The sequence below is a fragment of the Rubrobacter sp. M3-4 genome (genome assembly GCF_059772285.1).
This window is the reverse complement of record NZ_JCBAJP010000011.1, coordinates 57,602-83,899: the sequence shown is the minus strand read 5'-3', so window position 1 is coordinate 83,899 and position 26,298 is coordinate 57,602. Positions and strand designations below refer to the sequence as shown.

Below are 26,298 nucleotides of genomic sequence, written 5' to 3'. Positions count from 1 at the left end.
GGATGGAGCTGAGGCATCTCAGATACTTCGTGGCGGTGGCCAGGGAGCTACACTTCGGTCGGGCGGCGGCCTCGCTCCATATAGCCCAGCCCTCGCTCAGCCAGCAGATCTCCCGGCTCGAGGGCGAGCTGGGGGTACGGCTCTTCGAGAGGAGCAACCACCGGGTAGAGCTCACCGAAGCGGGGGAGGCGCTGCTGGAGGAGGCGGAGGCCGTGCTGGAGGGGGCACACCGGGCGGCGGAGGCGGCCCGGCGCGCGGGACGCGGGGAGCGGGGGCATCTGGAGGTAGGTGTCGTGCCATCGGCCACCGACGAGCTGCTGCCGGCGGTACTGCGGCGGTACGGGGAGCGCTTCCCCGGTGTCAGTCTGACGCTCCAGGAGCTGACCACCCCGGCCCAGCTCGAAGCGCTGCGGGAAGGCAGGATCGCGGTCGGCTTCGCCCACCCTCCCGCGAGCCCGACGGTCGAGGCGAGGGTCGTATACCGGGAGCCGATCGTGCTGGCGCTCCCCGAGCGCCATCCCCTCTGCCGCGAGACGGAGGTCACGCTGGCCAGCCTGGAGCGAGAACCCTTCGTGCTGTTCCCGAGGGCGGTGGCGCCGATGCTCCACGACCGGATAATGGCCGGGTGTGGACGGGCGGGCTTCAGACCTCGTGTCGTGCAGGAGGCCACCCACCTGCACACGGTAGCGAACCTGGTGGCGGGCGGGCTCGGGCTCTCCCTCGTCCCCGTCTCGCTGCAGAGGCTGCGCGGGAGGGGCATAGAGTACAGGCCCCTCGCGGAGGCGGGACTCGAGGCGGAGGTGTCCGTGATCTGGTCGGCGAAGAGAGCACCGGGAGCCGTGCTCAGAGGATTCCTCAACGTCGTCTCCGAGGTGAGCGGGCGTCCGGTGCTCTGAGCCACCGTTGTAGCCACCGCCAGCGGGTATAGACTTGTACTGGCTTTGATCGCGGAGGACGATCCTCGCAACGTTTTGCAGCGCACGTTTGTAAACGCAAAGAAGAGGCGGCGTTTTTGAAGACGTTCTTCAGGCTGATGTCGTTCACCCGGGGGCTCAGGTTGCTCCTGCTCCTCGGGATCTTCTGCGCGGTCGGCTACACGGTGAGCACGCTCGCCATCTCGTGGCTGGTCAAGGTCGGGATAGACCGGGCGCTGCCGCACGGCTCCGGGAGCGGCGATCCGGGGGCGCTCTGGAAGCTGGCCGGGGAGCTCGTGGCGCTCGCCGTCCTGCGATTCCTCTTCAACGGCACCCGGAGGTACTCGACGAACTACGTAGGGCACGCGGTCGAGTACCGCATGCGGCGGGCGCTCTTCGAGAAGATGGTCGGCTTCTCGCACGGCCTCTACGATCACGCCCCGACCGGGGAGCTCGTCTCCCGGGCCACCAACGACCTGCGCGTCATAAGGTTCTTCGTCGGCTGGGGGATGTTCCAGCTTTTCATCAGCGCGGTCACGCTGGTCGTGGTGGCGTCGGTGCTCTTCTACCTCGAGCCCGCCCTCGCCGCGGTGGCGCTGCTCCCGATGCCGGTCCTGGCGCTCGCGGCCTGGCGGTTCGCGAGCCGGGTACACCCGATCTTCCGCTCCGTGCAGCGGCGCCTCGCCGGCGTGACCGCGGCCGTGCAGGAGAACGTCTCCGGCATCCGGGTGGTCAAGAGCTTCGCCCGCGAGCCCTTCGAGCGGGAGCGCTTCGGCGAGCGGGCGGAGGGCGTCTTCAGCGAGACGATGGCCGCGAGGGGATTGCGGGCCTTCTACATCCCGGGGATGAGCTTCCTTCCGGCGGTCTCGGTAGTGCTCCTGATCTTCTTCGGCGGACGCGCGTACGCCGCGGGCAGCATATCTTTAGGGGACTTCGTCCTCTTCCAGCTCTTCCTGATGCAGCTCGTCTCCCCGATGCAGAGCTTCGGGATGGTCGTGGACCAGGGCCAGCGGGCGCTCGCCGCCTCGGAGCGGGTCTTCGAGGTGCTCGACGTCACGCCGGAGATAGAGAGCCCTGAGCATCCCAGGCCCCTGCCCGAGAGCGGACCGCTCTCCGTCGAGATGCACGACGTCGGCTTCTCCTACGCCGGCGGCACCCCCGTGCTGCGCGGGGTCGCCCTGAAGGTCGAGCCGGGCGAGACGGTCGCGCTCGTCGGGGCCACGGGCGCGGGCAAGAGCACGCTCCTCTCGCTCATCCCCCGCTTCTACGACCCCGGGGAGGGCGAGGTCCTCGTCGGCGGGATCGACGTGAGGAAGCTGGACCTCACGCAGCTGCGGCGGGCCGTCGGGATCGTGCCGCAGGAGACGTTCCTGTTCTCCGAGAGCGTGCGAGAGAACATCGCCTTCGGCAACCCGGAGGCGACCGACGAAGAGATCGTGGCCGCCGCGAAGGCGGCCGGGGTGCACGACCAGATCTCCCGCTTCCCCGAAGGCTACGACACCCGGGTCGGGGAGTGGGGCATCACGCTCTCCGGCGGCCAGAAGCAGCGCGTCGCGATAGCCCGCGCGCTCGTCAAGCACCCGCGCATCCTCATCCTGGACGATGCCACCTCGAGCGTGGACGCCGAGACGGAGCGTCAGATCCAGGAGGCCCTGCGCGACACCTTGAGGGAGGCGGCGGGGCTGACGACGTTCGTCGTCGCCCACCGGCTCTCGACGATCCTGCTCGCCGACCGGATACTCGTCGTAGAGGGCGGGCGCATCGCCGAGAGCGGAACCCACGAGGAGCTGCTCGGACGGGGCGGGATCTACGCGAGGATGTACGGCTCCGACGCGGAGAGGGCCTCGGCGTGATGAGGCTGAAGCGCTACCTGCTCGGCTTCCCGCTCTTCCGGTTGCTCGCCTTCGCCCGGCCCTACAAGGGGCGTCTCCTCGCGCTCGCGTCCATCACCGCGCTCTCGGCCGGGGCGGACCTCGCCGGGCCGCTCATCGTCGGCTACGCGATAGACTACGGACTCGGGGCCAAGAGCGGGCATGCCAGCATGGGCGTGATCTACGCGACGGCCGCCCTCTACCTGGGGGTGAGCGCCGCCTCGTGGGCGATGGGATACGTGCAGACCTACGGGATGGGCTGGGTCGGCCAGCACGTCATCCTCGACCTCAGGAACACGCTCTTCGGACACCTGCAGTCGCTCTCGCTGCAGTACTTCTCCGAACAGCGGGCCGGCTGGATCATCTCGCGGCTCACCAACGACATCGAGAACTTCACCAACCTCCTCAACGACGGGGTGCAGAACCTGATCAAGAACACCCTCACCCTCGTGGGCGTGCTGGTCGCGACCTTCGTCCTGGACTGGAGGCTCGCGCTCGCCGTGATGTCCATAAGCCCGCTCATGGCCACGGCAACCGTCTTCTACCGCCGCTCGAGCATGCAGGCGTTCCGCCGGGCCCGCGAGGCGATAGCCGAGGTCGCGGCCTTCCTGCAGGAGAACGTCTCCGGGATGCGCGTCGTGCAGGCGTTCACCCGGGAGCGGCGCGCCCTCGCCGACTTCGAACCCAGGAACCTGGCCTACCGCCGGGCCAACGTCCGCTCGACCCGACTCTCCTCGGTCTACTTCCCGGCCGTGGAGCTCATGGGCGCCCTCGCGCTCGCGATAGTCCTGCTCTACGGCGGCTTCCGGGTGATCTCCGGCGCGATGACCGTCGGTCACCTGGTCGCGTTCATCGGGCTCATCAACATGTTCTTCCAGCCCATCCAGGGTCTCTCGCAGCTCTACTCGGACCTGCAGAGCACGATGGCCTCGCTCGAGAAGGTCTTCTCGGTGCTCGACACCGAGCCGGACCGCGCGGACAGCCCAGAGGCGAGGGAGATCGTACGTCTGGAGGGGCGGGTGGAGTTCGACCGCGTGAGCTTCTCCTACCCGGACGGCGAACCGGTGCTCAAAGACGTGAGCTTCCGCATCGAACCCGGCGAGACGCTCGCGATCGTCGGCGAGACCGGCGCCGGCAAGAGCACGATAGCCAAGCTCCTCTCCCGCCTCTACGACCCGACCTCGGGGACGGTGCGCATAGACGGCACCGATCTGCGAAAGATCCGCGGTTCCTCGCTGCGCTCGCACATGGGCGTTGTCCTGCAGGACACGTTTTTGTTCACCGGCACCATCGAGGAGAACATCCGCTACGGACGCCCGGACGCCACCCACGCGGAGGTCGTCGCGGCGGCGAAGGCCGTGGGAGCGGACGACTTCATCCGCGCTTTCCCGGAGGGCTACGAGACAGAGGTGCGCGAGCGCGGCGGCAGGCTCTCGGTCGGCGAGCGCCAGCTCATCGCCTTCGCCCGGGCACTTCTGGCGAACCCGCGCATCCTGCTCCTGGACGAGGCGACCTCGAGCGTGGATCTGGCGACCGAGGCCCGCATCGAGAGAGCCCTCGCGAGGCTCCTCGCCGGGCGTACCTCGGTCGTCATAGCCCACCGACTCTCGACCGTGCGCGGGGCCGACAGGATCATCGTCGTGAGCGGCGGGCGCGTCGTGGAGCAGGGAACCCACGAGGAGCTCATCTCCCGCCCCTCCGCCTACCGCCGGCTCTACGAGTCCCAGTTCGCCGCCGCCTGAGATCCCCGGCGCGGCCCGCAGCCTGCAGGGCAAGACGTTCCGGGCAGGAGGTGTTACAAAAATCACCATAGCCCGGGACCATCGAAAGGGGGCCCGTAGATGTCCAGGTTATTTTGCGTGCTGACTGGATTTATGACCGTGGCCCTCCTGGTGCCCTCCTGCTCGCCGGTACGCACCCCATCCGGTCACCGCAGCGCGACCAAATCCTCTCTGACCAACGTCAGGCTGGCGATGGATAAGAGGTGTCCGAAGTCCGTACCGATAGCGATAGTAAGTGGAGCGAAAGCGTTTGAGAACGAAGGCCCCGGTCTATCCAAGGAGCTGGTGCCGCCAGGAGCCAACCATCTCAGGGTCTGCCGCTACGTGGTGGCACCTCCTGAACAGGATCACAAGCCGGTCCCTCCTCCCCTGGCGAGCTCCATGGCGACCAGTTCACAGGTCGAGATCGAACACCTGCAGAGACTCCTCGACTCCTTCGCTCCGGTAAAGAAAAACCGGTCCCTCTCGTGCCCGGCGGAGCGCAGGCCCGACACGGCGCTCGCCGCCTTTTCCTACCCCGGAGGCTCGCGGAGGGTCATCGTAGACATCAGACTCTCCGGATGCCTGCTGGCCTCGAACGGTGCAGGTGTCTACCGACCAGACAACGGAGACAAGCTCCTGGCCGAGATGAACTCTCTGGTCCCTCTATCCCGCCGCCGTTGAGTGCTCTTTCGGTAACCTCGAACGCCCCCGGAGTATAATGGACCGTAGTCCAGATAACGGGAAGGAGCCGGCCATGCCCCACGAATCCGTCCCCGCGGGGACCAGGATCGGTCACGTACACCTCAAGGTCTCCGACCTCGACCGTGCCATCGGCTTCTACCGCGACCTGCTGGGCTTCGAGCTGGTGACGCGCTTCGGGGAGGAGGCGGCGTTCCTCTCGGCGGGTGGCTACCACCACCACATCGGGCTCAACGTCTGGGAGAGCAGGGGCGGCTCACCGCCCCCGCCCGGTTCCACGGGGCTCTACCACTTCGCCATAAACTATCCGGAGCGCAGGGACCTGGCCCGGGCCCTGAAGCGGCTTCTGGATGCCGGCTGGCCGATCGACGGGGCCTCGGACCACGGCACCCACGAGGCGATCTACCTCCACGATCCGGACCACAACGGCATCGAGCTCGCCTGGGACCGGGACCCGGGAGAGTGGCCGAGGCTCGGCGGGAGACCCACCTTCACCAGGCGTCCCCTGGATTTCGACGGGCTCCTCGCCGAGCTGGAGTCCCCGGTGACCGGCTAGGCCCTGGGGCCTGCCTCGCGCACCTCGCGGGGGACCGCCTCGCCGAACTTCTCGAAGTTCTTCTCGAAGAGCGTGGCGAGCTTCTTCGCCTGCCGGTCGTAGGCCTCTTTGTCGGCCCAGGTCTCGCGCGGGTCCAGGATCGAGGCGGGCACGTCCGGTACCCGCTCCGGCACCTCCAGCCCGAAGACCGGATGGGTGTGGGTGGAGACGCCGTCGAGCTCCCCGGAGACCGCGGCGCGGACCATCCTGCGGGTGTAGGCGAGCTCGACGCGGCTTCCGACCCCGTAGGGTCCGCCGGACCAGCCGGTGTTGACCAGATAGCAGCGCGAGCCGTGTTCTCTGATCCTGCCGGAGAGCATCTCGGCGTAGGTCGTCGCCGGGAGCGGCAGGAAGGGGGCACCGAAGCACTCGGAGAAGGTTGCCTCGACCTCGGATTCCATGTCCGCCTCGGTCCCGGCGAGCTTGGCGGTGTAGCCGCTGAGGAAGTAGTAGGCGGCCTGCTCCGGGGAGAGGATGCTTATCGGGGGGAGGACGCCGAAGGCGTCGGCCGTCAGGAAGAGGATGGCCTTCGGGTGTCCGCCCATCCCGTCCGGGACGACACCTTCTATGTACTCGAGCGGGTAGGCGGCGCGGGTGTTCTCGGTGATCGAGGCGTCGGAGTAGTCCTCCTTGCGGGTCCTGCGGTCCACGACGACGTTCTCCAGGATGGTTCCGAAGCGTATCGCGCCGAAGATCTGGGGTTCCTTCTCGGGGGAGAGGTCTATGGTCTTGGCGTAGCAGCCGCCCTCGAAATTGAAGATCCCCCGGTCGGACCAGCCGTGCTCGTCGTCGCCGATGAGGTGCCGCTCGGGGTCGGCGGAGAGGGTGGTCTTGCCGGTCCCGGAGAGGCCGAAGAAGAGCGCCACGTCCCCCTCGTCGCCCATGTTCGCCGAGCAGTGCATCGGCAGGACCCCGTGCTCGACCGGCAGGACGTAGTTGAGGACGCTGAAGATGCTCTTCTTGATCTCCCCGGCGTAGCCGGTACCGAGGATCAGGACGACCCTGCGGGTGAAATCCAGCCCGACGAAGGTCTCGGAGTTGGTGCCGTCCTCCTCGGGTTCGGCGAGGAACCCGGGGAGCGAGATGACCGTCCAGTCGGGCTCGAAGTCGTCGAGCTCTTCGAGCGTCGGCCGACGGAAGAGCTGGTAGGCGAAGAGAGCCTGCCAGGCCTGCTCGGCTATCACCTGCACGTTGAGGCGGTAGCGGGGGTCGGCGCCGGCGTAGACGTCGGCGATCCAGACCTCCTCCAGCCCATCCACGTACGCCGCGGCCTTCTTGAGCAACCGCTCGAAGTCTTCGGGGTCGAAGGGCTGGTTCGGTCCCCACGCCACCCGCGACTCGGTGTTCTCGTCGCGCACGATGAACTTGTCCTTCGGCGAACGCCCGGTGCGCTTGCCGGTCCTGGCGACCAGGGCCCCGGAACCGGAAAGCATCCCCTCGCGCCTCCTCACGGCGGCCTCGATGAGCCGCGCGGGAGGCAGGTTCTCGTGCAGCGTCCCGGGTTTCTCGACCCCGAAGCGTTCGAGCGTCGCCTTGCGTACCAGCATGTCCATAGATGCTCTCCCTCTCACCCTCTGAGTGCGCCCCACACCCTCTGCGGAAGCGCAAAGACCTGCCCCGGAAGTTTAACATTTGGCATACTCAACCGGCTCGCACACAAGACCGGCCGGTGGTAAACGGGTTCACTTCTCTGCGAGGAGGGAGAGCTTTGCGCGAGGTAAGGGTCGAGGAGGTGACCGCCGCGGTACGCGACGCCTGCATCGAGGCGAACGTCTCGCTCGGGGTGGATCACCTCGCGGCGCTGCGCCGGGCGCTCGAGCGGGAGCGCTCGCCCCAGGGCCGGGAGGTGCTCGAGAAGCTGCTCGAGAACGCGCGGGTGGCCCGGGAGGAACGGGTCGCCTTCTGTCAGGACACCGGGTATGCGGTCTTCTTCGTCGAGGTCGGGCAGGAGGTGCACTTCACCGGCGGGAGCCTCCCGGAGGCGATAGACGAGGGCGTCCGGAGGGGCTACCGGGAGGGGTACCTGAGAAAGTCGATCGTGAAGAGCCCGGTGGAGAGGATCAACACCGGCGACAACACCCCGGCGACCGTCTACTACGAGATCGTGCCGGGGGAGGCGCTCCGCTTCACCGTCCTGATAAAAGGTGCCGGATGCGACAACATGAGTGCCCTCAGGATGCTTACGCCGGCCGAGGGGGTCGAGGGGATGAAGCGCTTCGTGGTGGAGACGGTCGAGCGGGCCGGGCCGAACGCGAGCCCGCCGGTGACGGTCGGGGTGGGGATCGGGGGACCGTTCGAACGCGCGGCGCTCCTGGCCAAGAAGGCGCTCACCCGACGCTCGGGCGAGCCGAACCCGGACCCGGCGATGGCAGGGCTGGAGCGTGAGATCCTCGAGGAGATCAACGCGACCGGAATAGGCCCTGCCGGCTACGGCGGTACCGAGACGGCGCTCGCGGTGCACATCGAGAGCGCCCCGACCCACATCGCCGCCTTCCCCGTGGCGGTGAACCTGGACTGCCACTCCCACCGGACCCTCTCGTTCGAGCTGTGAGCGGGACGATGGAACTCAGGATTCCGCTCTCGCGGGAGGACGTCGAGCCGCTGCGTTCGGGGGACGTGGTGCGCCTGCACGGGGTGCTCTACACCGCCCGCGACGCCGCCCACGCCCGGATGAAACAGGCGCTGGAGCGCGGAGAGCCCCTGCCGTTCGACCCGGAGGGACAGGTCGTCTATTACACCGGCCCGGCCCCGGCGAAGCCCGGCCATCCGATAGGCCCCGCCGGGCCGACGACCGCCTCCCGGATGGACCCCTACGCGCCGCTGCTGATAGAGCGGGGCCTGCGCGGGATGGTCGGCAAGGGCGTACGCTCGCGGGAGGTCGTGGAGGCGATGCGCAGACACGGCTGCGTGTACTTCGGGGCGGTGGAGGGCACGGCGGCGCTCCTGGCGAAGTGCGTGAGGGAGGCGGAGGTCGTCGCCTACGAAGACCTCGGGGCCGAAGCGGTCCGCCGCCTCCTCGTCGAAGACTTCCCCGCCGTGGTGATAAACGACCTCCACGGCGGCGACCTCTACCGCGAGGGCCGGGAGCGGTGGCGCAGGCGCTGAAGAAAAAAGTTGCGCGGGTTGAAACCCTGAGGCTCCCGGTGCGTAGAGTTGTGACAGAGCAGGCCGGGCCGCCACCCATCATCCCCCCTCCCTTCAGGCCCGGCCTCTCTGGTTCGAGACGCAGGGAGATGGAGCATTGAGATCGGAGAGCATCCTTTCGGCCGTGGTACTGCTGCTCAGCGCGCTGCTCGCGGGCTGCTCTGCCGGTGGAGGGGCCTCCACCGGCGGGACCTCGGCCTCCGCGGGGGCCACGGGCGGTTTCACCGCGGGCGTCTCGTCGGGAGCATCCTCTGTAAGGCAGGGCTCCTCCACGGGTGGGACCAGCGGTCAGCAGGCGACCCTGAGGCTCTCCGGAACCCCGGGGGTGGCGTTCTCGGGACGCTGCACCGTAGGGAGCAGGACGGAGACCCTCGAAGGCAAGACGCCCGCCGTCTACACCTACGAACTCGGCGGACGCCAGCTTGAGTGCCAGATCCACAGGCAAAGCACCGGCGGCACCCTGGAGGTCACCTTCGAAGCCCCAGGAAGCCACGCCACCCAGCGGATGAACTCCCCGAACGGTACGCTCGAGATCACCTACAGGGACGGCAGCCTCTCGGTCTCTCAGACCTCGAAGAGCCACTGACGAAAGAGATACGGAAGGGGGGCGGGCTTTGCCCGCCCCCCTTCCGCCGAGAAGCGATCCCCGGACTACCCGGACTCGCCCTTCGGCTCGAAGCGCAGCGCGGCCGAGTTTATGCAGTAGCGCTTGCCCGTGGGGGCGGGGCCGTCGTCGAAGAGGTGACCCTGGTGCGCCCCGCAGTTCGCACAGTGGACCTCGATGCGGCGCATGAAGAGGCTGTCGTCGACCTCGGTTCCGATGTTCTTCTCGTCGATCGGGGCCCAGAAGCTCGGCCAACCGGTCCCGGAGTCGTACTTGGTCTCCGAGCTGAAGAGGGGCGTGCCGCAGACCACGCAGCGGTAGACCCCTTCCTCATGGTTGTCCCAGTAGCGCCCGGTGAAGGGCGGCTCGGTCGCCTTCTGGCGGGTCACCGCGTACTCCTCCGGGGAGAGCTCCCGGCGCAACTGTTCGTCGGTCTTCCCTGTTTTCTCGCTCATACCCCGATTCTAGCACCACCTCCGGCGCGCTCCAGGAACGAGAGCGCCTCCTCCAGAGAGACCACGTCGGCGTACTTGGCCTGGATGTCGAAGAGGTTGGCCTCGTGGGGCGGGGCGGCCCGGTCGCCGACGCATTCGCGCGGCACGAGCGCCGGATAACCGTGCTGCAGGAGGTCGACCGCCGTCGCCCGCACGCAGCCGCTCGTCGTCGCGCCGCAGAGCACCACCGAGTCCACCCCGAGGGAGGTCAGGATGGCGGCGAGGTTCGTCCCGAAGAAGGCCGACGCCCCCTTCTTGACGATGAGGGTCTCGTCCTCGCGGCGCCCGAGGCGGGGGTCCAGCTCGACCCAGCGGCTCCCGAGCCGCAACTCACCCAGAGAAGGGACCTTCCTGACCCAGAGTGCACCGTCGACGAGGTTCTCCTCGAAGCCGATGGTGGTGAAGATGACGGGGAGGCCGCGCCCGCGGGCGGCGTCGAGCAGGCGCCGCGTGGCCTCCACCTCGGCGGTCATGTCCGCCCCGAGGGGACACTCGGGGTCGGTGAAGCCGCAGCTGAAGTCCACGACCAGGACGGCCGGGCGCTCCCCCAGCCCCAGCCGCCCGCCCATCCGGGCCCGCTCGTAGACGCGGCGGGTCTGCTCGTCGGTCATCCGGATCACCCCACCTGGATGGGCCGCTCTCCGGCCGCCCCGGGAAGCTCCTCGCCGAAGCGTGCCCGCTTCACGAAGCGCCCGGCGCCGGGGCTCGCGACCAGTTCGTCGTTCTCCACCAGGACCTGCCCCCGCAGCAGGACCGTCTCCGGAACCCCGGTGACCTCGGTGCCCTCGTAGAGGTTGTAGTCGATGTTCGAGTGGTGGGTCGAGGCGGAGATGGTCTTCTTCCTGTTCGGGTCGAAGACGACGATGTCCGCGTCGGAACCCACGGCTATGGTCCCCTTGCGCGGGTAGAGCCCGAAGAAGCGCGCCGGGGCGGTCGAGAGCAGCTCGACCATCCTGTTGAGCGAGATGCGTCCCTCCCGCACGCCGAAGTTGTGGATCATCATCAGCCGATCCTCGACGCCGGGGCCTCCGTTGGGGATCTTGGAGAAGTCGTCTTTGCCGAGGGTCTTCTGGCCGTCGAACTTGAACGGGCAGTGGTCGGTCGAGATCACAGAGAGCACGCCCGTGGAGAGCGCGTGCCAGAGGTGCTCCTGGTTCTCCTTGGGGCGCGGCGGCGGGGTGTAGACGTACTTGGCGCCCTCGAAGTCTGGCTTGTCCAGGTAGCTCTCGTCGATGAAGAGGTACTGGGTGCAGGTCTCACCCCAGGCCCGCCAGTCGGCCTCCCGGGCGCGGGCCACCGGTTCTATGGCCTCCCTGCACGAGACGTGGACGACGTAGAGCGGGGCGTCGGCGAGGTGGGCGAGCTGGATGGCGCGGTTGGTCGCCTCGCCCTCGGTTATCGGGGGGCGGGTCGCGGCGTGCCATTTGGGCTCGGTCTTCCCCTCGGCGAGCGCCTGCTTGACGAGCACGTCTATCGAGTCGCCGTGCTCGGCGTGCACCATGACGAGAGCGCCCGTCTCGGAGGCCACCTGCATCACCTTAAAGAGCGTCTCGTCGTCCACCATGATCGCGCCCTTGTACGCCATGAAGAGCTTGTAGCTGGTGACGCCCTCTTCGGGGGCCTTCGCGAGGTCCTCGAGCGTACCCTTTTCCTGGAGATCGGTGACGGCGAGGTGGAAGCCGACGTCGATGACCGGCTTTGCGCGCTCTATCTTCTCGTGCCAGGTTTCGAGCGCCTCCGGGAGCGTCTGCCCGGCCTGCTGCAGGCAGAAGTCGACGATCGTCGTCGTCCCGCCGAAGGCCGCCGAGATCGTGCCGGAGGTGAAATCGTCGCAGCTCACGGTCCCGCCGAAGGGCATCTCCATGTGGGTGTGCGGGTCGATACAGCCGGGGATGACGTACTTGCCGCTCGCGTCTATGACCTTCTCCGCCCGCACGTCGAGCGAGCGCCCGATGAGGGAGACCGTATCGTCCTCGATGAAGATGTCCCCCACGTAGTCGTCGGCTGCGGTGATGATGCGGCCACCTTTTATCAGGATCGACATGCTCCTCCTTCCATCGTTACGCTTCCTCCAAGATACCCTATCCCGCGGCGACGAGCCTCCTTATCGCGTTGAGCATGACCTCGGCCCCGAGCGCGGCGTCCGCCGGGTCGGCCTTCTCCTCGGGAGAGTGGCTCACCCCCTCCTCGCAGGGGACGAAGACCATGGCGGCCGGCACCCGCTCCGCGACGCACATGGTGTCGTGGGCGGCCCCGGAGGGCATGCGCAGGTACGGCTCGCCGCTCGCCCGGGCGGCCTCCTCGAGCGCCCCGACCACCCGCTCATCCAGCGGGGTCACCGACAGGCTCTGACGCTCCGAGTAATCGGATGTGGCCCCGCGCCGCCGCGCGGATTCCGCGGCGAAGTCTCGCAGGCGGCGCGCCACGCCGCGGAAGGCCTCCTCGTCCACCCCCCGGATGTCTAGAGAGAAGCGGGCCCGGCCGGGGACCGCGTTGATCAGGTTCGGTTCCAGCTCCACCTCGCCCACGGTCCCGACCGTGCCGCCCGGCGCCTCCCTGGCGAGGCGCTCCAGCTCGAGCATGCACTCGGCCATGACGAGCCCGGCGTCGCTGCGGAGGTACATCGGAGTGGCCCCGGCGTGGTCGCTGCGCCCGCGGACGGTGATGTCCGCGTGGACGTAGCCGGCTATCGCGTCGACGATCCCGAGGCGGTTCCCGGTGTCCTCGAGCACCCGGGCCTGCTCTATGTGCAGTTCGATCCACCCGACGAGGTCGTCGAGGATGCGGGCGCACTCCCGCCACCGCTCCGGCTCGTAGCCGGCTTCTTTTGCGTGCTCGAAGAAGGTGCGCCCGTCGTCTATCGCCCGGAAGCTTTTGAGCTCCTCCTCGCTCACCCGCCCGGCGACGATGCGGCTGCCCAGTACCATCTGCCCGAACCCCGAGCCCTCTTCCTCGAGGAACGAGATCACCTGCAGGGGGAGGTTCAGGCCGAGCTCCTCGTTCAGCCGGCAGACCTCGAGCGCCGCCACGACCCCCATCGTCCCGTCGTACTTGCCGCCGTTGCGGTTGGAGTCGCAGTGCGAGCCTATTCCGAAGACCCTCTCCCCGGCGGGACGGTTGCGGGCGACGAGGTTCCCGACGGGGTCCTCGGTGCACCCGAAACCCACGGCCTCCAATTCCTTGATGAAGTAGTCGAGGGTGTTGCGGTACTCCGGGGTGTAGGCGTAGCGGCGTATCGCCTTACGCGAGCGGGTGTAATCCGGCCCGGCGAGCGTCTCGATGTCGCGCTCCATCCTGCGGGCGCTCCTCTCGCGGTCTATGGAGATCCAAGCGTCGCTCAAAGCTACCTCCTCAGGTCATAGCGGGAGATCCGGCCTCCTCCGCGCCCACGGATGCGCCTCTTCGAAGGCCGCCGCGGCCCGCAGGACGTCGGTCTCCCGGTGGGTCGCCCCGACGACCTGCAACCCGACCGGAAGCCCCTCCGCGGTAAACCCGCAGGGCACCGAGGCCGCCGGGTTGCCGGTGAGGTTGAACGGGTAGGTGTAATAGACCCACGATACGACGTTGCGGTCGAACACCTGTGGGGGTATGTCCACGCCGGCACCGAAGGCAGCCACGGGCAGGGTCGGCGTGAGGAGCAGGTCGAAGGATTCGAAGAAGCGGCGCACCTCCTCCCGCAGAGCATAGCGCTCGAAGACCTTCGCGTAGTATTCGTCTATCGTCTGATCTAGGGCGGGCTCCAGGACCTCGACCACAGCCGGGTCCATGAGATCCGGTGAACCATGCAGCGCGTCCTTGAGCCTGGTCCCCACCCCGGCGTAGAACTCGGCGCTCCAGAGGTCGACCGGGTCCTTCATGACCTCCTCGACCAGCTCGACCGAGCAGCCCAGCTCCTCGAAGGAGAGCGCCGCTCTCTCCGCAAGTTCAACCACCTCCGGCTCGGGCCTAGCGTAGCCGAGCGTCGGACTCCACGCCACCCGCATCCCCTCGACCGGCTCCTCGCAGGCGGCGAGAAAATCCGGGACGGGTCCGGCCACGCTCGCAGGATCGCGGGCATCGAAGCCGGAGATCACACCGAGCAGGAGCGCCCCGTCGCGCACCGTGCGCGAGAGGACCCCGACGTGGGCGAGCGTCGGGGTGGCGCTCGTCGGGAAGAACGGCACCCGCCCGAACTGTCCCTTGATCCCGAAGACGCCGCAGAGGGAGGCGGGGATGCGGGTGGAGCCGCCGCCGTCGGTCCCGAGCGCGAACGGCGTGAGCCCGGCCGCGACGCTGGTCGCCGCCCCGGCGCTCGATCCCCCGGTGGTCCTCTCCAGGTCCCAGGCGTTGCGGGTCACCCCGGTGAGCGGGCTGTCCCCGCCTCCTGCCTTGCAGCCGAACTCGGTGGTCGTACTCTTCCCGATGATGCACGCCCCCGCGGCCCGGACCCGCTCGACCGAGGGAGCGTCGGCCGCGGCGATGTTCCCCGCCATCAGCCGCGAGCCGAAGGTCGTCCTCACACCGCCCACGTCGATGAGGTCCTTCACCGAGAGCGGGAGCCCGTGCAGCGCACCCGGCTCCTCCCCCCGCGCGAGCGCCGCGTCCGCCTCCCGCGCCGCCTCGAGCGCGAGCTCCGGGGTGAGGGTAACGAAGGCGTTGAGGTGAGGCTCGAGCTTCTCCAGGCGCTCGAGGGTCGCGCTCACGACCTCGACCGCGGAGACCTCCCGGCGTACGATGGCCCCGCGCAGATCGAACGCGGTCGCGTAGGCGGTCTCGACCACCGTCCCTCCTACTCCTCGAGCACCGCGAAGGCCCGGACCGGAGAGCCGCTTCCGCCCTCGATCTTGAGGGGCACCCCGTAAAAAGTGAACTCGCCTTTCCCGACGAGCTCCTCCAGGTTCACCAGCCACTCGTAGTGAAAGATGCCGCGGTCGCGGCAGACCCGGTGGCTCGGGAACAGGTCGTCGCTCGGGACGTCGGTCGAGGGCCCTTCCACACCGTGGGCTTTCGATCCCCGGTCTGCGAGCCAGTGCGTCGCCTCCGCGGTCAACCCCGGGTTGCTCCAGACGATCTTGCGGTCAGGGTAGTAGCGTCGGTGCAGCCCGGTGTTCAACAGCACGATGTGCCCATCCACCCTGACGCCGCTCTTCTCCTCGGCGGCCTCGAGATCCCCGACGTCTATCCTACCGAGGTCGGGGATGTGGGTGAGGTCGAAGCAAACCGCCTTGCCGAAGAAGAGCTCCAGCGGCATCTCGTCCACGGAGTCCCCCCGAGGGTTGACGTGGTAGAAGGCGTCGACGTGGGTGCCGACGTGGTCGAGCATCCCCAGGTAGTTCGTCGCGAAGGTCATCCTGTCCTCGGGAACCCCGAGACCGAAGTCCTTGGTCTTCTCGTGGGTGAGCGCCGGCAGCACCACCGGGCTCTGGAAGAGCTTGTGCGCCGGCATGTTGTCGGTGATCTCGAGCGTGAGATCAACTATCCTCTGCATCTCTCATCCTTTCTGCTCCACCGGCGGATGGGCGTTACCGAGCGGCACCGCCGCAGCGCCGAGCAGCCCGGAGAAACCCCCGAGCGAGGCGAGGAGGCTCTCCTCCGGTATGTCGCGGGTGATGAAGACGACGCGCGAGCGGTGGTCCCTATCCGGCCAGCGGTCGAGGTGCTGCGGCGGGTGGATGACGTGCTGGACGCCGTTCAGGACGACGGGCCCCGGCCCCCCCGTGTCCAGGAGCCCCTTGACCCGCAGCACGCTCTCGCCGCGGGCGTGCAGGAGCATCGACAGCCAGATCCCGAAGGCCGTCCAGTCCACCGGCCCGTCGAAGGTGACCGAGACGGTGTGGGTCGAGGCGGTGTCGTGCTCCTGCAGCCGCGGGAGATCCCGCTCCCCCACCCGCACCACGGGGGAGAGGAGCTCCCTCACGTCCACCTCTCCGAAGGATGCCTCGACGATGCGCACCGAGGGGTTTATCGCCCCGATGCGCGCCTCGAGCTCCTCCTTCGCCCCCGGACCGGCGAGGTCGGTCTTGGTGATGACGATCTCGTCCGCCGCGGCGACCTGCTTCGTCGCCTCGGGGCTCCCGGAGAGCTGCATCGCGCCGTTCACCGCGTCCACGGTGGTTATGACGAGGTCGACCGTGAAGTGGTGGGAGAGCACGGGGTGGGAGAAGACGGTGTGGAGGATGGGAGCGGGGTCGGCGAGCCCGGTCGTCTCTATGACCACGCGGTCGAGCGCGGGGATCTCACCCCGCTGGTAAAGGTCCAGAAGCTCCCCGAGCGCCGCCACCAGATCCTCGCGCTCGCTGCAGCAGACGCACCCGCTCCCCAGAAGGAGCGTCCTCTCGGCGACGGGCCTGAGCAGGTGGTGGTCGAGCCCGACCTCGCCGAACTCGTTGACGATGACGGCGGTGTTCTCGAGCTCCGGCTCCCGCAGCACACGCGAGAGCAGCGTGGTCTTGCCGCTCCCGAGAAAGCCGGTCACGACCGTCACCGGGATCGCCACCGTCTACCCCCCTTCTTTCAGGCTCTCGAGCAGCGCCGCATCGAGCGGGTCCGGCACCCTGCCCGAGAGCCTCTGCGCCGCGGGCCACAGAGCGCCCAAGTCCTGCACCAGCTCCGATCTGCCCTTGCGGTCACGCAGCAGGTACTTGCTCCCGCTCCAGTCCTCGACCTTCAGGCCGTAATGGGGGAGCACCCCGTTGAGCAGTGCCACCCTGTGGGCCCTGTCCCGGCGCCGGTCCCGCTGGTGCTCGCCCGGGTCGGAACCCGGACCGGCCGCGAGCGCCCGGTCGGTGACGTGCCTGTCGGTCCAGTGGAGCCGCCCGACGAAGTCCTGCCCGCACAGCACACACACGAGGTGCTCCCCCCGCCCGCTACTTCGTCGCCGGCGTGTCGATCCCGTACATGTTCAGCCCCGGGTCGTGGTTGGGCTGGTTGCGCGGGAAGCGCCTGACGAAGTCGTCGGCGATCTCCTCCATCGTCACCCACTTCGTCCCGGGATGCCCGTTTATGTAGTCGATGAGGCGCTCGAGCATCAGCAACACCTGCGGCCTTCCGCTGACGTCCGGGTGGATCGTCAGGCAGTAGGTCGCGTAGTCCATCTCCCGGTAGACCCAGTCGAACTGATCCCGCCAGAGCTGCTCTATGTCGCGCGGGTTGACGAAGCCGTGGCTATTGGGAGAGGCCTTGATGAACATCATCGGCGGCAGGTCGTCCAGGTACCAGTTGCCCCCGATCTTGACCAGGTCTATCTCTTCCCCGCGCTCGAGCGGCTTCATCCATTCCCGGGCGGGCCTGGAGTAGTCGATCTTGGTCCACGTGTCGCCGACCCGGGCGTAGTAGGGGGTGAAGTCCCTATGCTGAAGCGAGTGGTCGTACTTGTACCCGAACTCGAGCAACAGCTCGTTGGTCGCGTTGGAGACCTCCCACCACGGGGCGACGTTCCCGACCGGACGACGCCCGGTCACCTTCTCGATGAGCCCGATGCAGTACTCGAGCACCTCCCGCTCCTGCTGCGGCGTCATCGCCACCGGGTTCTCGTGCGAGTAGCCGTGGCTCCCGACCTCGTGCCCCGCATCGACCACCATCTTCACCTGATCCGGGAAGGTCTCGATCGAATGCCCGGGGATGAACCACGTGGTCCTCATCCCATACCGCTCGAAGAGCTTGAGCAACCGCGGTACGCCTATCTCCCCCGCGAACATCCCGCGCGAGATGTCGTCCGGAGAGTCCTCACCCCCGTAGGAGCCGAGCCACCCGGCCACCGCGTCTATGTCCACCCCGATGGAGCAGAAGATCTCTTTCTCCGGCACCTTTCCTCCTTTCCTCGAAACGATCACCCAAAACACCCCTTACCACACCACGACCGGCGGCGCCCGCCCCCAGAGCCTTGCACCAGCCCCGGCCATGGCGTTAGTATTGTACGTACAAATATCGTCGAAATCAAGGAGGGAAAGGATGCTCCCGAAGGTAGCGGTTCTCTCGCTGGGTGGGACGATCTCTTCCGTACGGGGTTCGGGGCCCGGGGTGGTACCGAGGCTGACGGGGAAGGATCTGGTGGAGAGCGTACCGCAGATCTCCGGGGTGGCGGAGGTCGAGGCGGAATCGCTGAGGCAGATGCCGAGCTCGGACCTTACCGTAGAGGATCTCATCGAGGTGGCCGAGGAGGCGCGGCGGAGGATCGCCGGGGGGGCGCACGGGGTGGTGATCACGCAGGGGACCGACTCGATCGAGGAGACCGCCTTCGCGATGGACCTGCTCGTCGAGGGGGATGCGCCCGTGGTCATAACCGGGGCGATGCGCAACCCCACCCTCCCAGGGGCCGACGGTCCGGCGAACCTGCTCGGTGCGGTGCGCGTCGCGGCCAGCGATGAGGTGAGGGGGCTTGGGGCGCTGGTGGTGATGAACGACGAGATCCACGCCGCCCGTTTCGTCAGGAAGACGCACACCCAGAGCCCCTCGACCTTCCAGTCACCGGTGGCGGGGCCTCTGGGCTGGCTCTCGGAGGGCGTGGTGAGGATCGCCTGGCGGATTCCGGCTCGGCACACGGTGGAGCCCCCTCCGGCGGGAGCCGGGCAGCAGGTCGCGCTGCTCAAGCTCGCCGTCGGCGACGACGGGAGGCTGCTTTCGGCGGTGAGGGAGGCCGGGTACGCCGGGCTCGTCATCGAGGCCTTCGGCGGCGGGCACGTCCCGTCTAGGATGGTCGCGGAGGTCGAGCGGCTCGCCTCCGAGATGCCGGTCGTCCTCACCTCCCGCACCGGGAGCGGCGACGTGCTCCGGAACACGTACGGGTTTTCCGGCTCCGAGATGGATTTGCTCTCGCGCGGGCTCATCTGGGGTGGGGTGCTCGACGGGCTCAAGGCCAGGCTCCTGCTCACCATCCTGTTGCGCCGGGGAGAGGGGCCGGACGAGATAGAAGCCGCCTTCGAGGGGTGGTACATCTAGAGCATCACGTCGCCCGAATTGGGACCGAGCGTCTGTCCCACGTAGAGCGAAGCCCTATCCGAGACCAGAAACGCGACCGTCTCCGCGACCTCCTCCGGCTCGCCGAAGCGCCCCAGCGGGAGCTCCGCGGCCTTGGCGCGGCGCCACTCCTCGGAGAGGCCTTGCACGAGCTCGGTGTTGATGGGGCCGGGGGCGACGGCGTTAACCCGCACTCCTCGTGCAGAGACCTCGCGGGCGAGCGCCTTGGTCAGCCCGATGATCCCCGCCTTCGCGGCGCTGTAGTGACACAGCTCGATGCCCCCGATCTGTCCGAGCTGGGAGGCCACGTTGACGATCACCCCGCGCCCGCGGGAGAGCATCTCGGGCAACGCCTCCTTTATGCACAGGAAAGTCCCCCGCAGGTGCACGGAGATCATGCGGTCGAAGTCCTCGATGGTGAGTTCGACGAAGGGCTTCTGCTGCAAAAACCCCGCGTTGTTGACCAGGACCTCCGGCGCACCGAAAACTTCGCGCGCCCTCTCGAAGAAGGCGTGGACGCTCTCGGGGTCGGAGACGTCGCCGGGGACGGCCTCGGCGGCGCCCCCGGCTTCGCGTATCGCCGAGGCGGCACCTTCCGCGGTATCGGGCTTCAGATCGTTTACGGCCACGGCGTAGCCCTCCTCCGCCAGCCGAAGCGCCACGGCGCGTCCGATCCCGCTCCCCGCCCCGGTGACGAGGGCGACCCTGATGCGGTTCGCTGTCAACGGCACCTCCTTTCAGACGAGGGCCGCCTGCGGGAGGCGGCCCCCAAAACCGGCTTGCCGAAAACCCTCAGACCGAAGAGGGTTCCTCGAGGAGCTCGAGCTCGGCCTGGGTCGCGTCCTTGACCTCGCGGGTGCCGAACATCAGGAACCCGGAGACTATGACCGCCAGAGCCCCGGAGAGGAACGCGGCGGTGGTCACGCTCAGCCCGGCTTCGAGGAAGGCCGTCAAAAGCGCCGAGCCGACGATCGCGCCGATCGGCCCCATGGCGTTCACTACCGTGGTCCCCGTACCGCGCATCCTGGTGGGGAAGGACTCACCCATGTAGAACAGCAAGGCCGCATACGGCCCGATGATGAAGAAAAGCCCTATCGTGTAGGTGGCGAGAACGAACGCACCGCTGCTCGGGCCGAAGAGCATCGCCGAGTAGGCCACCCCGGCGATGAGCCAGCCTATCGCGATCGTCCGGCGGCGTCCGACGATGTCGCCGACGAACCCGTGGGAGAGGTATCCAATATATGCCGCCGCGTTGGAGACGACGAGGAAGATCAGGGCGCTGCTGAAGGAGACCCCCTTGCCCTGGGTGAGGATCGTGGTCCCCAGAACGACCAGGACCTGGATCCCGATCCAGTTGGTCAGGAACGCCAGCGCCAGGAAGATCGTGTGCTTCCTTATGCCGGGCTCGAAGATCTGACGGTAGGTGTTGCGGTCGCTGTGGCGTACGTCGATGCCGTACTGCCTGCCGAAGCGTACCGCCTCCTCGTGCCGCCCCTCCTGCTCGAGCTTCCTCGCGTGTTTCATGGCCTGGAACCGCGGAGACTCCCGGAGCTTGAGCCCCAAAACGGCGATTATGATCGCCGGGGCGGTCGCGACCAAAAACGTCCCGCGCCAGCCGACGCTGGGAACCAGGACAGCCGCCAGCGCAGCACCGACCAGAACCCCGATCGGCCATCCGCCCTGCACCATGCTGTAGATGAGCCCCCGCCGCCTGCGGCTCCCGTAGATCTCGTTGAGGTAGGCTGCGTTCACCGCCTGCTCCGAGTACCCAAGCCCGGAGAACGCCCGCACGACGATCACGTACCACGCGGCGAAAGCCAGCGAGGTCAGCCCGGAGCTTATCGCCGCCCCCACCGTCGTGAGGATGAGCGAAGGTTTGCGCCCCAGCCGGTCGAGCATCGGCCCTACCGAAAGCGAAACCAGAAACACCGCCACCGCAACCCAGGTGGCTATCGCCGTGCTCGTCGCCGTCGACCACCCGAGATCCTGCGCCATCTTCGGCAGAAGCGTCCCAAAGAGCGTGTAGTCGTAGACCGAAAACACCCACGCGAGAAACGCTACGATCGAAGAGTAGACCAGCGCCCGCTGCGGAAGGTTCGTCTCTATGCGCGGAGCATCATCGATCCTCCCATCCCCGGTCCCACGGGAGACTTCTGACTCACCAGTCGCCATCTCTCCTCCTTCTCCTTTCGCCCTGGCAGACGATCCTAAAGCCGGGCCCGGCCTCGCCTGCATTTGTCCGTACTAATATGATATGTACGCACAATATTTGTGTCAAGTCCGACATGTGCGGGTCGGGATCCATGCCGGGAACACCATAGAAAATATCCGGTCCTTTACACTTCGGCCGAGGGAAGAAAATTCCCGTGGCGGCGGGGCGGGATGTTTAGACCCGTGGACGGTGCGTCCAGCCGGCTCACCTGTTGTGTGGGAGGATCGGAGGCCGGTATCCGGCGGCGCGTGCCTGCCGGGCGGAGGCGAAGCAGCGCTCGGGGTGGGTGGCCTGGTAGTAGGGGTCGCCTTTGGGGAGGTGGTAGATCTTCTGTCCGTCACGGGTGATGTTGCCCTTCACCGGGTAGCTCCGGGGACAGGACTCCTCGGATGAGGGGGCCACGCCCGGGGATCTTCCGGCGGAGCCTCTGGAGTCGGGGCCGGGGCCACAACCGGGGGAGCCCTCGCCTATCCCGTTACCCCGGTTGGTCTCCCGGCAGCGTTCGGCGCGGGGGAGGCCCCAGATCCCGCGGTGCGCGCGCCTGGCCTGCCGCTGGTCCGCCGCGAACCGTGCGGCGTAGCGGTCGTTGGGCGGGATGATGAGAAGCTGGGCGAGTCCCCTCCGCAACAGTTCGTCCTCCAGCATGGTCTTCCGGTCCACCCACACGTAGGCGAGCAACCTGCCGTAGCGGTCCTTTCGCTCCTCGTCGAAGGTCAGGCGCACCCGGCGGCCCTCCAGCCTCGAGCGGGTGAAGGAGGCCGCCCGGATCGCGAGGGGCTGGACGGGATAGCCGGGACGCACGTCCTCGGGGGTGTCGGCTCCTATGATCCGCACGGTGCTCTCACCTCCCACCGGGGGAGAGATCTCCAGGGTGTCGCCGTCGACCACCCGGCTCACGACGACCCGGACGCCCGCGGAAGTGGTGGAGGCGGTGGATGACGGCACTCCCCCCACATCCAGCCCCCCATCCCCGCCGCAGCCGGCCAGGACGAGCAGAACGGGGAGCAGGAACCAGGCCGCCGGACGGTTGAACGGACGAAGTACCCTTTTCTTCCCCATCTCTTCCAGTTCTCCCGACAAAAGGTCCATCCCCGGGCCGAGGGTTCCTGCATCCGAGACACGCTGGGACCGCAGCTTTGGCGCGGGACGATTTGCAAAACTATACTCGGTAGTGCGAGAGCATACTAGCATTCCCAGAGGCGTACGAAGGGAGATCGTACATGGAAGGCCAGCGACGCAAGCCCGCCACCTATCGCAGGCTGTCGGATGAGCTGCGGGAGGCGATAGAGAGCGGTGAGTTCGAAGAGGGTACCCAGATGCCTACCGAAGCCGAGCTCTGCGAACGCTACGGCGTCAGCCGCCACACCGTGCGCCAGGCCTTCCAGTCGCTGGTCGCCGACGGCCTCGTCTACCGCGTCCCCGGACGGGGCACCTTCGTCACCAGCCTCTCCAGACGCGGCAAGTATCTGCGCTCCATCGGCACCCTGGAGGAGATGATGTCCTGGACCGGCACCGAGATGGAGGTGCTGAACCCGGTCGAGATCATCCACGACGAGGAGCACGCAACCCGCCTCGAGCTCTCCACGGACGAGGTCGCCACCCTCACCGTCCGTCGCCTCTACGAGGGCAACCCCTTCGTCCTCACCCACGTCTACCTCACCCCCGACGCCGGAGAACGCCTGCAGAAGAAGAAGCTCCCCAAAGACGGCCCCGGAACCGTCATCGGGACCGTGGAGAGCGTGCTCCCCTCACCCATCGTAGGAGCCAGCCAGGAGCTCACCGCCATCCCCACCCCCCATCACGTCTCCCGCCACATCGACCGCAGCCCAGGTGAGCCCCTCCTCTACGTCGAACGCCTCTACTACCTGGAGGACGGTACCCCCGTAGAACTCGCCATCTCCTACTACAACCCCAGCCGCTACTCCTACCGCCTCGAACTGCGCCGCGGCGGCGTCCACTGACCCGCCGTTTGACACACGACATTTGTACGTACATAATTGAGAGAAAAATGGCGTCTGCGGGAGGGTGTTCGCATGGCAGTGAAAGAGGGCTGGAGGGGACGTTTCTACGAGGACTTCGAGGTGGGGGACGTCTACGAGCACCCCCTGGGCCGGACGGTGACGCAGACGGACAACATCTGGTTCACCCTTTTGACGCAGAACACGGCCCCCATCCACTTCGACGCGCACTACGCGGCGCAGACCGAGTTCGGGAGGCCCCTTGTTGACTCCACCTTCACGCTGGCGCTGGTGACGGGGCAGAGCGTCACCGACGTCTCGCAGAACGTGTTCGCCAATCTGGGGTGGGACGAGGTTAGGCTTCCGGCGCCGGTCTTCGAGGGGGATACGATCTACTCGCGCTCGGAGGTGCTCTCCAAGCGGGAGTCGCGCAGCCGCCCCGATGTGGGGATCGTGGAGGTGAGGACGGAGGGGTATAAGCAGGATGGGACCGTCGTCATCGAGTTCAGGAGGACCATCATGGTCTACAAGCGGGGGCGGGGGCCGAAGAGGGTGCGCCCGCGCCCGCAGGAAAGGGGGGAGGGGTGAAAGGCGGGTGGAGGATGGAGGAGCTCGCCTCCTTCCTCGCGGGGCTCCGGTACGAGGATCTCCCGGAGGAGGCCGTGCTCCGGAGCGAGGAGCTCTTCCTGGACTGGGCGGGCTCGGCGCTCGCCGGGGGGCGGGAGCGGCCGGTCGGGGCGATAGAGCGCGTGGCGCGGGCGCTGGGGCCGCGGGAGGGGTCGTGTGAGGTTCTGGCATTCGGGTGGCGCACCTCTCCCCTCTTCGCGGCGCTGGTGAACGCCGCCTCCTCGCACGCCGTCGAGCAGGACGACGTACACAACGCCTCCGTGCTGCATCCGGGGGCGGTCGTCTTCCCGGCGGCGCTCGCGGCGGCGCAGGAGGAGGGAGCATCGGGGAGGGAACTCATCACGGCCGCCGTCGCCGGGTACGAGGCCGGGGTGCGGGTCGGGGAGTTCCTCGGCCGCTCGCACTACAGGGTCTTCCACACCACGGGCACGGCCGGGACGCTCGCGGCGGCGGCCGCCGCGGCGCACGTTCTCGGGGCGGACGAGGCGGAGATGGCCGACGCCCTGGGCTCGGCCGGGACCCAGGCGGCGGGGCTCTGGCAGTTCCTCTCCGAGGGGGCCGACTCCAAGCAGCTGCACACCGCCCGGGCCGCGAGCAGCGGGCTCCTCTCGGCGTACCTCGCGCGGGAGGGTCTCCGGGGTGCGCGGGGCATCCTGGAGGGGGAGAAGGGAATGGCCGCCGGGATGTCCTCCGACGCCGACGCGGGGAGGCTCACGGCGGACCTCGGGGAGCGGTGGGCCGTGCTCGAGACCTCGTTCAAGCATTACGCCTCCTGCCGGCACTCGCACCCGGCGGCCGACGCCCTGCTCGCCGGGATGCGGGAGCACGGGCTCGCCGCGGAGGACATAGAGGCGGTGCGGGCGAGGGTGCACGCCGGGGCGATAGAGGTCCTCGGGGACGTCGTCGAGCCCGCGAGCGTGCACCAGGCCAAGTTCTCGATGGGCTTCGTGCTCGCGCTCGTCGCGCTGAGGGGCCGCGCGGGGCTCGAGGACTTCACCGAGGAGTCGCTGCACGACGAGGAGGTTTTGAGCTTCGCCCGCCGGGTGGAGATGGTCTTCGACCCCGAGGTCGACGAGGCCTATCCGGGGCGTTGGATCGGGCTGGTGGACATAAGGACGAAGGACGGGCGGGAGGTCACCTCGCGCGTCGACGTACCCAAGGGCGATCCCGGCAACCCCCTGAGCCGCGCGGAGATAGAGGAGAAGGTGCGCCGCCTCGCCGCCCACGGCGGGGCGAGAGAAGAGGCGGCGGGGCGGCTCGTCCGCTTCGCCTGGAACCTGCACGAAGAAGACGGGGTGGGCCCGCTGCTCGCCGAAGGAGCCGGGGAGGTGAGATCTTGAGCCACGAGAAGCTGCGGCAGAGCGTGCGAGAGGTCTGCGCGCGCTTCGGCGAAGAGTACTGGCGCGAGCTGGACGAGCGGCGCGAGTACCCCGAGGAGTTCGTGCGGGCGATGACCGAGAGCAGGCTGCTCGCGGCGCTCATCCCCGAGGAGTACGGGGGGCTCGGGACGACGCTCGCCGAGGCCTCCGTGATCCTGGAGGAGGTCAACCGGAGCGGGGGCAACGCCCAGCCCGCCCACGCCCAGATGTACGTGATGGGGACGCTGCTCCGGCACGGCTCCGAGGAGCAGAAGAGGGAGTACCTGCCGAAGATAGCTTCCGGGGAGATCCGGCTTCAGGCCTTCGGGGTCACCGAGCCCGGGGCCGGCACCGACACCACCTCCATAGAGACCTTCGCCCGCAAAGAAGGCGACCGCTACGTCATAAACGGGCGCAAGATCTACATCTCCCGCGTCCAGCACTCGGACATGATGGTCCTCCTCGCCCGCACCACCCCGCGCGAGCAGGTGAGGAAGAAGTCCGAGGGGCTCTCGGTCTTCCTCGTGGACCTGCGCGAAGCCGTGGGCAACGGCCTCACCGTGAAGCCCCGCCGGGTGATGATCAACAACGAGACCAACGAGCTCGTCTTCGAAGACCTCGAGGTCCCGGCGCAGAACCTCCTCGGCGAGGAGGGCAAAGGCTTCCGCTACATCCTCGACGGGATGAACGCCGAGCGTATCCTGATCTCCGCCGAGTGCATCGGCAACGGCCGCTGGTTCGTCGAGAAGGCCACCGGGAGGGCGAAAGAGCGCGTGGTCTTCGGGCGGCCCATCGGCGAAAACCAGGGGGTGCAGTTCCCCATAGCCCGCGCCCACGTCGACGTGGAGGCGGCGGACCTGATGCGCTTTAGGGCCGCGGAGCTCTTCGACCGGGGAGAGCCCTGCGGGGCCGAGGCCAACATGTCGCTCCTGCTCGCGGCCGACGCTGCCTGGGAGGCCGCGAACGTCGCGCTGCAGACCTTCGGGGGCTACGGCTTCGACACCGCATACCACGTCGAGCGGAAGTTCCGCGAGACCCGGCTCTTCCAGATCGCCCCCATCTCCACCAACCTCATCCTCTCCTACGTCGCCGAGCACGTGCTCGGGCTGCCGAGGTCGTTCTAGG

At 68.0% G+C, this 26,298-nt stretch carries 26 protein-coding genes; 13 read left to right on the top strand and 13 right to left on the bottom strand.

Translation table 11 applies throughout. The annotated features are described in order from the left end of the window. The first annotated feature begins 2 nt into the window (after nucleotides 1-2). The 5 genes from AC6EKW_RS12265 (at nucleotide 3) to AC6EKW_RS12245 (ending at nucleotide 5,803) form a co-directional block, all read left to right on the top strand. Nucleotides 3-896 carry a LysR family transcriptional regulator gene (locus tag AC6EKW_RS12265; protein ID WP_498514527.1) on the top strand — a complete coding sequence of 298 codons (894 nt, stop codon included), beginning with the start codon at nucleotides 3-5 and terminating at the stop codon, nucleotides 894-896. 116 nt (nucleotides 897-1,012) lie between these two features. After that, the gene (locus AC6EKW_RS12260; RefSeq protein ID WP_498514526.1) at nucleotides 1,013-2,767 is read left to right on the top strand and encodes an ABC transporter ATP-binding protein; all 1,755 of its coding nucleotides are present in this window, start codon (nucleotides 1,013-1,015) and stop codon (nucleotides 2,765-2,767) included. Continuing rightward, nucleotides 2,767-4,527, top strand: a complete 1,761-nt coding sequence (locus AC6EKW_RS12255) for an ABC transporter ATP-binding protein (RefSeq protein WP_498514538.1) — start codon at nucleotides 2,767-2,769, stop codon at nucleotides 4,525-4,527. Before AC6EKW_RS12260 ends, AC6EKW_RS12255 begins: the two co-directional genes overlap by 1 nt. 99 nt (nucleotides 4,528-4,626) lie before the next feature. Further along, nucleotides 4,627-5,229, top strand: coding sequence for a hypothetical protein (locus AC6EKW_RS12250; protein WP_498514525.1), 603 nt, complete (start codon nucleotides 4,627-4,629; stop codon nucleotides 5,227-5,229). A gap of 73 nt (nucleotides 5,230-5,302) precedes the next feature. Then, nucleotides 5,303-5,803, top strand: a complete 501-nt coding sequence (locus tag AC6EKW_RS12245) for a VOC family protein (RefSeq protein WP_498514524.1) — start codon at nucleotides 5,303-5,305, stop codon at nucleotides 5,801-5,803. On the opposite strand, the gene pckA is transcribed toward AC6EKW_RS12245, so the two are convergent. Further along, nucleotides 5,800-7,395, bottom strand: a complete 1,596-nt coding sequence (gene pckA / locus AC6EKW_RS12240; RefSeq protein WP_498514523.1) for a phosphoenolpyruvate carboxykinase (ATP) — start codon at nucleotides 7,393-7,395, stop codon at nucleotides 5,800-5,802. The two genes, AC6EKW_RS12245 and pckA, sit on opposite strands and share 4 nt — an antisense overlap. A 155-nt stretch (nucleotides 7,396-7,550) precedes the next feature. Between pckA and AC6EKW_RS12235 the strand changes: the two genes are divergently transcribed. The 3 genes from AC6EKW_RS12235 to AC6EKW_RS12225 all read left to right on the top strand — a co-directional run bounded on the left by AC6EKW_RS12235 (nucleotide 7,551) and on the right by AC6EKW_RS12225 (nucleotide 9,572). Next, the gene (locus tag AC6EKW_RS12235; protein ID WP_498514522.1) at nucleotides 7,551-8,393 is read left to right on the top strand and encodes a fumarate hydratase; all 843 of its coding nucleotides are present in this window, start codon (nucleotides 7,551-7,553) and stop codon (nucleotides 8,391-8,393) included. A gap of 8 nt (nucleotides 8,394-8,401) precedes the next feature. After that, complete coding sequence (locus tag AC6EKW_RS12230) at nucleotides 8,402-8,947, top strand: Fe-S-containing hydro-lyase (RefSeq protein WP_498514521.1); 546 nt, start codon at nucleotides 8,402-8,404, stop codon at nucleotides 8,945-8,947. A gap of 136 nt (nucleotides 8,948-9,083) precedes the next feature. After that, nucleotides 9,084-9,572, top strand: a complete 489-nt coding sequence (locus AC6EKW_RS12225; RefSeq protein ID WP_273889243.1) for a hypothetical protein — start codon at nucleotides 9,084-9,086, stop codon at nucleotides 9,570-9,572. A 65-nt stretch (nucleotides 9,573-9,637) separates the two neighbouring features. On the opposite strand, the gene msrB is transcribed toward AC6EKW_RS12225, so the two are convergent. Genes msrB through AC6EKW_RS12180 form a run of 9 tightly spaced genes read right to left on the bottom strand, consistent with a single transcriptional unit; the run spans nucleotide 9,638 to nucleotide 17,868 of the window. Beyond that, entirely contained in the window at nucleotides 9,638-10,045 is a 408-nt protein-coding gene (gene msrB / locus AC6EKW_RS12220; protein ID WP_273889244.1) for a peptide-methionine (R)-S-oxide reductase MsrB, read from the bottom strand. Continuing rightward, entirely contained in the window at nucleotides 10,042-10,695 is a 654-nt protein-coding gene (locus AC6EKW_RS12215) for an isochorismatase family protein (RefSeq protein WP_498514520.1), read from the bottom strand. The genes msrB and AC6EKW_RS12215 overlap by 4 nt, the downstream gene beginning before the upstream one ends. A gap of 5 nt (nucleotides 10,696-10,700) precedes the next feature. Then, nucleotides 10,701-12,128, bottom strand: a complete 1,428-nt coding sequence (hydA, locus tag AC6EKW_RS12210) for a dihydropyrimidinase (RefSeq protein ID WP_273889246.1) — start codon at nucleotides 12,126-12,128, stop codon at nucleotides 10,701-10,703. Nucleotides 12,129-12,165: 37 nt separating this feature from the next. After that, entirely contained in the window at nucleotides 12,166-13,425 is a 1,260-nt protein-coding gene (locus AC6EKW_RS12205; protein ID WP_273889247.1) for a Zn-dependent hydrolase, read from the bottom strand. Nucleotides 13,426-13,440: 15 nt separating this feature from the next. Then, nucleotides 13,441-14,844 carry an amidase gene (locus AC6EKW_RS12200; protein ID WP_273889248.1) on the bottom strand — a complete coding sequence of 468 codons (1,404 nt, stop codon included), beginning with the start codon at nucleotides 14,842-14,844 and terminating at the stop codon, nucleotides 13,441-13,443. Between the two features lie 8 nt (nucleotides 14,845-14,852). Beyond that, entirely contained in the window at nucleotides 14,853-15,551 is a 699-nt protein-coding gene (locus tag AC6EKW_RS12195) for a cyclase family protein (RefSeq protein WP_273889249.1), read from the bottom strand. 3 nt (nucleotides 15,552-15,554) lie between these two features. Continuing rightward, complete coding sequence (locus AC6EKW_RS12190) at nucleotides 15,555-16,559, bottom strand: CobW family GTP-binding protein (protein WP_273889250.1); 1,005 nt, start codon at nucleotides 16,557-16,559, stop codon at nucleotides 15,555-15,557. 3 nt (nucleotides 16,560-16,562) lie between these two features. Continuing rightward, entirely contained in the window at nucleotides 16,563-16,910 is a 348-nt protein-coding gene (locus AC6EKW_RS12185; RefSeq protein ID WP_273889251.1) for a hypothetical protein, read from the bottom strand. A 19-nt stretch (nucleotides 16,911-16,929) separates the two neighbouring features. Beyond that, nucleotides 16,930-17,868, bottom strand: a complete 939-nt coding sequence (locus AC6EKW_RS12180) for a polysaccharide deacetylase family protein (protein ID WP_498514519.1) — start codon at nucleotides 17,866-17,868, stop codon at nucleotides 16,930-16,932. A gap of 145 nt (nucleotides 17,869-18,013) precedes the next feature. Here AC6EKW_RS12180 and AC6EKW_RS12175 point away from each other — a divergent pair, with 145 nt between their 5' ends. Further along, a complete protein-coding gene (locus AC6EKW_RS12175; protein ID WP_273889253.1) occupies nucleotides 18,014-19,000 on the top strand; it encodes an asparaginase in 987 nt (328 codons plus the stop codon). Here the strand turns inward: AC6EKW_RS12175 and AC6EKW_RS12170 are convergent. From AC6EKW_RS12170 to AC6EKW_RS12160, 3 genes are all read right to left on the bottom strand, one after another. Continuing rightward, nucleotides 18,997-19,743: an SDR family NAD(P)-dependent oxidoreductase gene (locus AC6EKW_RS12170; protein WP_273889254.1), complete on the bottom strand. Its 747-nt coding sequence runs from the start codon at nucleotides 19,741-19,743 to the stop codon at nucleotides 18,997-18,999. The genes AC6EKW_RS12175 and AC6EKW_RS12170 overlap by 4 nt on opposite strands. Nucleotides 19,744-19,810: 67 nt before the next feature. Beyond that, nucleotides 19,811-21,190 carry an MFS transporter gene (locus AC6EKW_RS12165; RefSeq protein WP_273889255.1) on the bottom strand — a complete coding sequence of 460 codons (1,380 nt, stop codon included), beginning with the start codon at nucleotides 21,188-21,190 and terminating at the stop codon, nucleotides 19,811-19,813. A 244-nt stretch (nucleotides 21,191-21,434) separates the two neighbouring features. Next, a complete protein-coding gene (locus AC6EKW_RS12160; RefSeq protein WP_498514518.1) occupies nucleotides 21,435-22,289 on the bottom strand; it encodes a thermonuclease family protein in 855 nt (284 codons plus the stop codon). A gap of 161 nt (nucleotides 22,290-22,450) precedes the next feature. Between AC6EKW_RS12160 and AC6EKW_RS12155 the strand changes: the two genes are divergently transcribed. From AC6EKW_RS12155 to AC6EKW_RS12140, 4 genes are all read left to right on the top strand, one after another. Continuing rightward, nucleotides 22,451-23,191: a GntR family transcriptional regulator gene (locus AC6EKW_RS12155; protein ID WP_498514517.1), complete on the top strand. Its 741-nt coding sequence runs from the start codon at nucleotides 22,451-22,453 to the stop codon at nucleotides 23,189-23,191. 72 nt (nucleotides 23,192-23,263) lie between these two features. Next, nucleotides 23,264-23,776, top strand: coding sequence for a MaoC family dehydratase (locus tag AC6EKW_RS12150; RefSeq protein WP_273889258.1), 513 nt, complete (start codon nucleotides 23,264-23,266; stop codon nucleotides 23,774-23,776). Nucleotides 23,777-23,790: 14 nt separating this feature from the next. After that, nucleotides 23,791-25,155: an MmgE/PrpD family protein gene (locus AC6EKW_RS12145; RefSeq protein WP_498514537.1), complete on the top strand. Its 1,365-nt coding sequence runs from the start codon at nucleotides 23,791-23,793 to the stop codon at nucleotides 25,153-25,155. Next, the gene (locus tag AC6EKW_RS12140; protein WP_498514516.1) at nucleotides 25,152-26,297 is read left to right on the top strand and encodes an acyl-CoA dehydrogenase family protein; all 1,146 of its coding nucleotides are present in this window, start codon (nucleotides 25,152-25,154) and stop codon (nucleotides 26,295-26,297) included. The genes AC6EKW_RS12145 and AC6EKW_RS12140 overlap by 4 nt, the downstream gene beginning before the upstream one ends. Nucleotide 26,298: the final 1 nt, after the last annotated feature.

Excerpts from the sequence above, each read along its gene's own strand:
- AC6EKW_RS12265 (WP_498514527.1), top strand. The coding sequence starts at position 3 with ATGGAGCTGAGGCATCTCAGATACTTCGTGGCGGTGGCCAGGGAGCTA.
- AC6EKW_RS12255 (WP_498514538.1), top strand. The coding sequence starts at position 2,767 with ATGAGGCTGAAGCGCTACCTGCTCGGCTTCCCGCTCTTCCGGTTGCTC.
- AC6EKW_RS12250 (WP_498514525.1), top strand. The coding sequence starts at position 4,627 with ATGTCCAGGTTATTTTGCGTGCTGACTGGATTTATGACCGTGGCCCTC.
- AC6EKW_RS12245 (WP_498514524.1), top strand. The coding sequence starts at position 5,303 with ATGCCCCACGAATCCGTCCCCGCGGGGACCAGGATCGGTCACGTACAC.
- pckA (WP_498514523.1), bottom strand. The coding sequence starts at position 7,395 with ATGGACATGCTGGTACGCAAGGCGACGCTCGAACGCTTCGGGGTCGAG.
- AC6EKW_RS12230 (WP_498514521.1), top strand. The coding sequence starts at position 8,402 with ATGGAACTCAGGATTCCGCTCTCGCGGGAGGACGTCGAGCCGCTGCGT.
- msrB (WP_273889244.1), bottom strand. The coding sequence starts at position 10,045 with ATGAGCGAGAAAACAGGGAAGACCGACGAACAGTTGCGCCGGGAGCTC.
- AC6EKW_RS12215 (WP_498514520.1), bottom strand. The coding sequence starts at position 10,695 with ATGACCGACGAGCAGACCCGCCGCGTCTACGAGCGGGCCCGGATGGGC.
- hydA (WP_273889246.1), bottom strand. The coding sequence starts at position 12,128 with ATGTCGATCCTGATAAAAGGTGGCCGCATCATCACCGCAGCCGACGAC.
- AC6EKW_RS12195 (WP_273889249.1), bottom strand. The coding sequence starts at position 15,551 with ATGCAGAGGATAGTTGATCTCACGCTCGAGATCACCGACAACATGCCG.
- AC6EKW_RS12175 (WP_273889253.1), top strand. The coding sequence starts at position 18,014 with ATGCTCCCGAAGGTAGCGGTTCTCTCGCTGGGTGGGACGATCTCTTCC.
- AC6EKW_RS12165 (WP_273889255.1), bottom strand. The coding sequence starts at position 21,190 with ATGGCGACTGGTGAGTCAGAAGTCTCCCGTGGGACCGGGGATGGGAGG.
- AC6EKW_RS12160 (WP_498514518.1), bottom strand. The coding sequence starts at position 22,289 with ATGGGGAAGAAAAGGGTACTTCGTCCGTTCAACCGTCCGGCGGCCTGG.
- AC6EKW_RS12155 (WP_498514517.1), top strand. The coding sequence starts at position 22,451 with ATGGAAGGCCAGCGACGCAAGCCCGCCACCTATCGCAGGCTGTCGGAT.
- AC6EKW_RS12150 (WP_273889258.1), top strand. The coding sequence starts at position 23,264 with ATGGCAGTGAAAGAGGGCTGGAGGGGACGTTTCTACGAGGACTTCGAG.
- AC6EKW_RS12145 (WP_498514537.1), top strand. The coding sequence starts at position 23,791 with ATGGAGGAGCTCGCCTCCTTCCTCGCGGGGCTCCGGTACGAGGATCTC.